7 protein-coding genes are annotated in these 7200 nt (G+C 69.2%); 6 read left to right on the top strand and 1 reads right to left on the bottom strand.

Annotation, left to right across the window (positions count from 1 at the left end; all coding sequences use genetic code 11):
- Positions 1 to 336 precede the first annotated feature (336 nt).
- The 6 genes from ilvB to leuD all read left to right on the top strand — a co-directional run bounded on the left by ilvB (position 337) and on the right by leuD (position 6631).
- A complete protein-coding gene (gene ilvB / locus QZT59_RS17060) occupies positions 337 to 2133 on the top strand; it encodes a biosynthetic-type acetolactate synthase large subunit (RefSeq protein WP_290819042.1) in 1797 nt (598 codons plus the stop codon).
- Between the two features lie 52 nt (positions 2134 to 2185).
- Positions 2186 to 2839, top strand: a complete 654-nt coding sequence (gene ilvN, locus QZT59_RS17065; protein WP_290819044.1) for an acetolactate synthase small subunit — start codon at positions 2186 to 2188, stop codon at positions 2837 to 2839.
- Between the two features lie 12 nt (positions 2840 to 2851).
- Positions 2852 to 3922, top strand: a complete 1071-nt coding sequence (ilvC, locus tag QZT59_RS17070; protein ID WP_290819046.1) for a ketol-acid reductoisomerase — start codon at positions 2852 to 2854, stop codon at positions 3920 to 3922.
- Positions 3923 to 4119: 197 nt separating this feature from the next.
- Positions 4120 to 4470 (top strand): hypothetical protein, encoded by a 351-nt coding sequence (locus tag QZT59_RS17075; protein ID WP_290819048.1) that lies wholly within the window; start codon positions 4120 to 4122, stop codon positions 4468 to 4470.
- Entirely contained in the window at positions 4467 to 5888 is a 1422-nt protein-coding gene (gene leuC / locus QZT59_RS17080) for a 3-isopropylmalate dehydratase large subunit (protein WP_290819050.1), read from the top strand. The genes QZT59_RS17075 and leuC overlap by 4 nt, the downstream gene beginning before the upstream one ends.
- On the top strand, positions 5885 to 6631 hold the full coding sequence (gene leuD, locus QZT59_RS17085; RefSeq protein WP_290819052.1) for a 3-isopropylmalate dehydratase small subunit: 747 nt from the start codon (positions 5885 to 5887) through the stop codon (positions 6629 to 6631). Before leuC ends, leuD begins: the two co-directional genes overlap by 4 nt.
- Positions 6632 to 6680: 49 nt before the next feature.
- Here leuD and QZT59_RS17090 read toward each other — a convergent pair whose 3' ends face one another.
- The gene (locus QZT59_RS17090) at positions 6681 to 7025 is read right to left on the bottom strand and encodes a CBS domain-containing protein (RefSeq protein ID WP_290819054.1); all 345 of its coding nucleotides are present in this window, start codon (positions 7023 to 7025) and stop codon (positions 6681 to 6683) included.
- Positions 7026 to 7200: the final 175 nt, after the last annotated feature.

Genomic DNA, 7200 nt, shown 5'->3' on the forward strand with positions numbered 1-7200 from the left:
CCGGCGACCAGCGCGCGTCGGACGGCGAACCCGAACCCCGCGACGAACGCGAGACCGGCGCAACGATTGCCCGGCGCACAAGGGTTATATCCGTCGGGGTCACTACGATGTTGGTAATGACGCGACGCGCACCCGCTTCGGCTCGCACGGCCGACACCGGCGCGTCCGCCTCGCTCGTTATTGTAGGGGCCGCCTAGCCCCTACACCACCCCCTCTCCGTCCCGAATTCGTACCGATTCCCCAGCGAGCAGTACTGCGGCCAGCCACCCACCAGATGACAGCACACCGATATCGACGACGAACCGACCCGCACCGCGTCCCCGGCGGAGGTGACCGATGAGCGAGCGCGCGAAACCGGTCGAACCGGAGCACGAAACCGACGCATCGACGAGCCGAACGAACCCGTCCGAGACGTCCGACCAGCCGGACGAGGCGAGGCGACCGCCGGTCACGAACGGCGCCGAAGCGGTCGTCCGCGCCCTCGAGACCGCGGGCGTCGAGTACGCCTTCGGCGTGCAGGGCGGCGCGATCATGCCCGTCTACGACGCCCTCTACGACTCCGAGATCGCCCACGTGACGATGGCCCACGAGCAGGGTGCGGCCCACGCGGCCGACGCGTACGGCATCGTCTCCGGCGAGCCGGGCGTCTGTCTGGCCACCTCGGGGCCGGGGGCGACCAACCTCGTCACGGGCCTCGCCGACGCCGACATGGACTCGGATCCCCTGATCGCGCTGACCGGCCAGGTCCCCACCGCCTTCGTCGGCAACGACGCCTTCCAGGAGACCGACACCACCGGCGTCACGACGCCGATCACCAAAGCCAACACCTTCGCGAGCGACCCCGACCGGGTCGGCGACGACGTCGGCGAGGCGTTCGCGCTCGCCCGCGAGGGCCGACCCGGGCCGACGCTCGTCGACCTCCCGAAGGACGTCACCAAGGCGGCCACGGATCGGGAACCGACCGAGCCCCGGACGCCCGAGGGCTACGACCACCGCGACCGAGCCGATCCCGACATCGTCGAGGCCGCGGCCCGCCGCGTCGAAACGTCGGAACGGCCGGTGATGCTGCTCGGCGGCGGCGTCATCAAGGGCGAGGCGAGCGCGGAGTGCCGCGCGTTCGCCACGGAACACGAGATTCCCGTCGTCACGACCATGCCCGGACTCGGCTCGTTCCCCGAGGACCACGAGCTGGCGATGGAGATGGCCGGGATGCACGGCACGGGCTACGCCAACATGGCGATCACCCACTGCGACACGCTGCTCGCCGTCGGCACGCGGTTCGACGACCGCCTCACCGGCGGCATCGAGACGTTCGCGCCCGACGCCGAGGTCATCCACGTCGACATCGATCCGGCCGAGATCTCGAAGAACGTCCACGCGGAGTACCCGCTGGTCGGCGACGCAGCCACCGTGGTCACCCAGCTCGCCGACGCGGTCGAGACCTCGCCGCCCGCCTCGAAGTGGCGCGCCCAGTGCCAGCAGTGGAAGTCCGAGTACTCGATGGCCTACGACGCGCCGGCCGACGAACCGCTGCGGCCGGAGTTCGTCGTGGAGGCCCTCGACGCGGCCACGAGCGACCGCGCGGTCGTCACGACCGGCGTCGGCCAGCACCAGATGTGGGCCTGCCAGTACTGGACGTTCACCGAGCCCCGAACCTGGGTGTCCAGCCACGGGCTGGGCGCGATGGGCTACGGCCTGCCCGCGGCGATCGGCGCCCGGCTGGCGGCCGACGACGATCAGGAGGTCGTCTGCGTCGACGGCGACGGCTCGTTCCTGATGACGCTCCAGGAGCTGTCCGTCGCGGTCCGGGAGAACCTCGACATCACGGTGGCCGTGCTCAACAACGAGTACATCGGCATGGTCCGCCAGTGGCAGGACGCCTTCTTCGAGGGCCGTCACGCCGCCTCGGAGTACAATTGGTGTCCGGAGTTCGACAAACTCGCCGAGGCCTTCGGCGCGCGCGGCTTCCGAATCGACGGCTACGACGATGTCGCCGACACGATCGAGGCGGCTCTCGCGTACGACGGCCCCTCGGTGATCGACGTCCACATCGATCCCCGGGCGGACGTCTACCCGATGGTCCCGAGCGGCGGCGACAACGGCAGATTTGCCCTCTCGGAGGAGCAGCTATGAGTGCCGAAAGACCGCGCTCTTCCGGCGTCACGCGAACCTCGGGGTGGTTCGCGTGACCGAGGGATTCGACGGGCCGACCCCCGACGAACGGCCGACGCCGGACGGCCGGCGCAACGAGCTCGGCATCCGCGTCGACCCGGCCGTCGAGGCCCGCCGCGAGCCCCGCCGAACGGTCATCTCCGCGCTGGTCACCCACGAGCCCGGCGTTCTCTCGGACGTCTCCGGGCTCTTCTCGCGTCGGCAGTTCAACATCGAGAGCCTCACCGTCGGCCCGACCGACGACGAGCGCCTCGCGCGGATCACGCTGGTCGTCGAGGAGCCCGATCCCGGCATCGAGCAGGTCAAAAAGCAGCTCCGGAAGCTCGTCCCCGTTCGCGCGGTGCGCGAGCTCGAGCCAGACGCGATGCGCCGGGAACTGGCGCTCGTGAAGGTCGACGCCGAGCGACCCGACGAGGTCGTCGCCGTCGCGGAGATGTACGGCGCCAAGAGCGTCGACGCGACCCCCGAGACGGCGACGTTCGAGGTGACCGGCAGCCGCCAGAAGATCGAGGCGGCGATCGACGCGTTCGGGCGCTTCGGCATCCGGGAGCTCGCCCGAACGGGCACCACCGCGCTCGCCCGCGGCACCGACGAGACCGCGAGCCCCGCCTCGACCGTCGAGGAATCGACGAACCAGCGATCGAGCCCCCAGCCGGCGGACGACTGACGACGAGAAACCATGACAGACGACTTCACCACCGAAATCTACTACGACGCGGACGCGGACGAATCGCTCCTCGAAAACGCCACCGTAGCCGTCCTCGGCTACGGCAGCCAGGGCCACGCCCACGCCCAGAACCTCGCCGACAGCGGCGTCGACGTCGTGGTCGGCCTGCGCGAGGAGTCGAGCTCGCGCTCGGCGGCCCGCCAGGACGGTCTCGACGTGGCGACCCCTGCTGAAGCGGCCGCGCGCGCGGACGTCGTATCTCTGCTCGTCCCCGACACCGCCCAGCCCGCCGTCTACGAGGAGATCGAGCCCCACCTCGAGCCCGGCGACACCCTCCAGTTCGCCCACGGGTTCAACATTCACTACAACCAGATCCGACCGGCGGCGGACGTCGACGTGACGATGATCGCGCCGAAGTCCCCCGGCCACCTCGTGCGGCGCAACTACGAGAACGGCGAGGGGACGCCGGGCCTACTCGCGGTCTACCGGGACGCCACCGGCGAAGCGAAGGAACGCGCCCTCGCCTACGGCAAGGCGATCGGCTGCACCCGCGCGGGCGTCGTCGAGACGACGTTCCGCGAGGAGACCGAGACCGACCTCTTCGGCGAGCAGGCCGTCCTCTGTGGCGGCATCGCCGAGCTGATCAAGGCCGGCTACGAGACCCTGGTCGACGCCGGCTACAGCGAGGAGATGGCCTACTTCGAGTGCCTGAACGAGATGAAGCTGATCGTCGACCTCATGTACGAGGGCGGGATCGGCGCGATGTGGGACTCCGTGAGCGACACCGCCGAGTACGGCGGGCTCACCCGGGGCGACCGCGTCGTCGACGATCACGCCCGCGAGAACATGGAAGCGATCCTCGAGGAGGTCCAGAACGGCGACTTCGCCAGGGAGTGGATCACCGAGAACCAGGCGAACAGACCAGTGTACACCCAGCTCAAGGACGCCGAGGAGAGCCACGAGATCGAGGCGGTCGGCGACCGGCTCCGGGCGCTGTTCGCCTGGGCGGACGCCGAAGAAGCCCCCGAGGACGAATCGAACGAGAACGAGGACGACCGTACGCACGTGCGCGCGGACGACTGATCGAGCCGAGCCACCGACCGCCCCGAACTAACCGAAAACACCCGACTCCGACGATGAACCCGACCGACCCGACCCGAGACCGACCGACCCCGAACGAATCGACGACGAACCGACCGACCGAGATGCGATCGACCGAGATGCGATCGACCGAGATGCGATCGACCGAGATGCGATCGACCGAGATGCGATCGACCGAGATGCGATCGACCGATAACCGACCGGCAGCGAACGACCCCGCGGAGAACCGACCGCCGAAGACGATGGGCGAGATCAGCCACCGTAATCCCTACACCGGGGAGCCCGCCGGCGAGTTCTTCAACCGCGGTCCGATCGTCAGGACCGACGGCGGCCGATCGGCCGCGGAATCGGAGCGCACCGACGACGGCGCCGACGAGACGAGTGCCCCCGAGGAGGACGATCCGAAGGATGATGACCGATCGACCGATCGAATGCGGGACGTCGATCACACGCCGCCGAAGGAGGCGGCCGACGCCAATCGCGTCTTCGAACGCGGCGGGCGCGAAGAAACCGTCGAGAGCGAGGAATGAGCGAGGGCACCCTCTACGACGAGGTCTGGGAGCGCCACCGCGTGACGACGCTGCCGACGGGACAGGACCAGCTGTTCGTCGGCCTCCACCTGATCCACGAGGTGACCAGCCCGCAAGCGTTCGGCATGCTCCGAGAACGCGACCTCGAGGTCGCCTACCCCGGGCTGACCCACGCGACGGTCGACCACATCGTGCCGACGGCCGACCAGGATCGGCCCTACGCCGACGACGCGGCCGAGGAGATGATGGCCGAGCTCGAGGCGAACGTCCGCGAGGCGGGCATCGAGTTCTCCCATCCCGACTCGGGAGACCAGGGCATCGTCCACGTGATCGGCCCGGAGCAGGGGCTGACCCAGCCGGGAAAGACGATCGTCTGCGGCGACAGCCACACCTCGACCCACGGCGCGTTCGGCGCGCTCGCGTTCGGGATCGGCACCAGCCAGATCCGCGACGTGCTCGCGACGGGCACCGTCGCCATGGAGAAACGGCGGGTGCGCAAGATCCGGGTCGACGGCGAGCTCGGCGCGGGCGTCGAAGCGAAAGACGTCGTCCTCGAGATCGTCCGCCGGCTCGGGACCGAGGGCGGCGTCGGCTACGTCTACGAGTACGCCGGCGAGGCGATCGATAACCTCGGGATGGAGGGTCGCATGTCGATCTGCAACATGTCGATCGAAGGCGGCGCCCGCGCGGGATACGTCGAGCCCGACGAGACGACCTACGAGTGGTTGCGCGAGACCGACTACTTCCGGGCACGCCCCGAGAAGTTCGACGAGCTGAAACCCTACTGGGAGTCGATCAGATCGGACGACGACGCCGAGTACGACGACGTCGTCACCATCGACGCGACCGAACTCGTACCCGTCGTCACCTGGGGGACGACGCCCGCCCAGGGCGTCGGGGTCACGGAGCCGATCCCCGCACCCGAGGCCCTCCCCGAGGACAAGCAGGACACCGCCCGGCGCGCCCAGGAGCACATGCGCGTCGAGCCCGGCGAGACGATGGACGGCTACCCAGTCGACGTCGCGTTCCTGGGCTCGTGCACGAACGCCCGCCTGCCGGACCTCCGCCGCGCGGCCCGGATCGTCGAGGGCCGGGAGGTCCACCCGGACGTCCGCGCGCTGGTCGTCCCCGGAAGCCAGCGCGTACAGCGGGCGGCCGAAGCGGAGGGACTCCGCGAGATCTTCGAGGACGCCGGCTTCGACTGGCGCAACGCCGGCTGTTCGATGTGTCTCGGGATGAACGAGGACCAGCTCGAGGGCGACGAGGCCTGCGCCTCCTCCTCGAACCGGAACTTCGTCGGCCGCCAGGGGAGCAAGGACGGCCGGACCGTCCTGATGAACCCCCAGATGGTGGCCGCGGCGGCGGTATCCGGGGAAGTAACGGACGTTCGCGAGCTGCAGGAGGTGACGACGGTATGAACCGGGAGGACGAACGCAGCGAGGCCGACCAACGGGAGGCCTCGGGACGGGCGAGCGACGCGCGAGCGGGCGACTCCTCGAAACGTGAGAGCGGCGAAACCGCGACCGACACCGAAGAAGTGGAGATCCCCGAAGTCGACCGCGTCTCCGGGACGGCCGTCCCGATCCGGGGCAACGACGTCGACACGGACCAGATCATCCCCGCCCGGTTCATGAAGGTCGTCACCTTCGACGGACTGGGCGAGTTCGCGTTCTTCGACCGGCGATTCGACGAGAACGACGAGCAGAAGGATCACCCGATGAACGAGGGGCGCTACCAGGATGCTTCGATCGCGGTCGTCAACGCGAACTTCGGCTGCGGCTCCTCCCGCGAGCACGCGCCACAGGCGCTACTGCGGTGGGGAATCGACGCGCTGATCGGCGAGAGTTTCGCCGAGATCTTCGCGGGCAACTGCCTCGCGCTCGGCATCCCGACCGTGACCGCCGACGCGGAGACGGTCCGGGGACTCCAGAACTGGATCGAGGACCATCCCGACGCGGTGCTCGCCGTCGACGTCGAGGGCGAGACGGTTTCCTACGGCGACCGGACGATCGACGTCGACGTCGACGACGCCCAGCGAACGGCGCTCGTCGAGGGCGTCTGGGACACGACGGCCCTGATGAAAGCGAACGCCGGCGAAGTCCGGAAGACGGCCCGGGAGTTGCCCTACGTCGACGACTCGGCGATCCCGAGCGCCGACTAGCGTCGGGCGAGTGCCCAGCCGACGAACGAGCCGTTTCCCTCCCCGCCGTTCAGGAGAGTTGTTCCGTCACGTCCGTCGAGGAGACCATCCCGACGTACTCGTCGTCGCTCGCGACCACCGGCAGGTGTTTGATCCCGAAGCTGGTCATCATCGCCGCGACCTCCTCGAGGTAGATCTCCGGCGGGACGGTCTCGACGGACTCGGTCATCACGTCGGTGACGGGCACGTCCCCGGGGTTTCGGCCCTCAGCGGCGACCGCGAGCACGTCGGTGCTGGTGACGATCGACGGCGGATCGGTCGTCACGACCAGCGCGGAGATCTCCTCTTCGCGCATCCGGCTCGCGGCCTCCTGGACCGTCGCCCCGCTGGAGACCGTCTCGAGCGGCGTAGACATCACGTCCTGGGCCTGGACTCTGGTGGTTCGATCCATCGAGTGGTCCTACGAGGTCCGGACGTATTGAACTGTCCACCTGTCGCCGAGCGCGTCAACGAGACGATCGAGGGAACCAGCTTCGCGAGCACGAGCGAATCGGATGCGACGGTCACCCGGCGAATCGGACGCGACGGTC

Origin of the sequence: Halovivax sp. (genome assembly GCA_007119345.1) — an archaeon.
Taxonomy (GTDB): Archaea; Halobacteriota; Halobacteria; order Halobacteriales; family Natrialbaceae; genus Halovivax.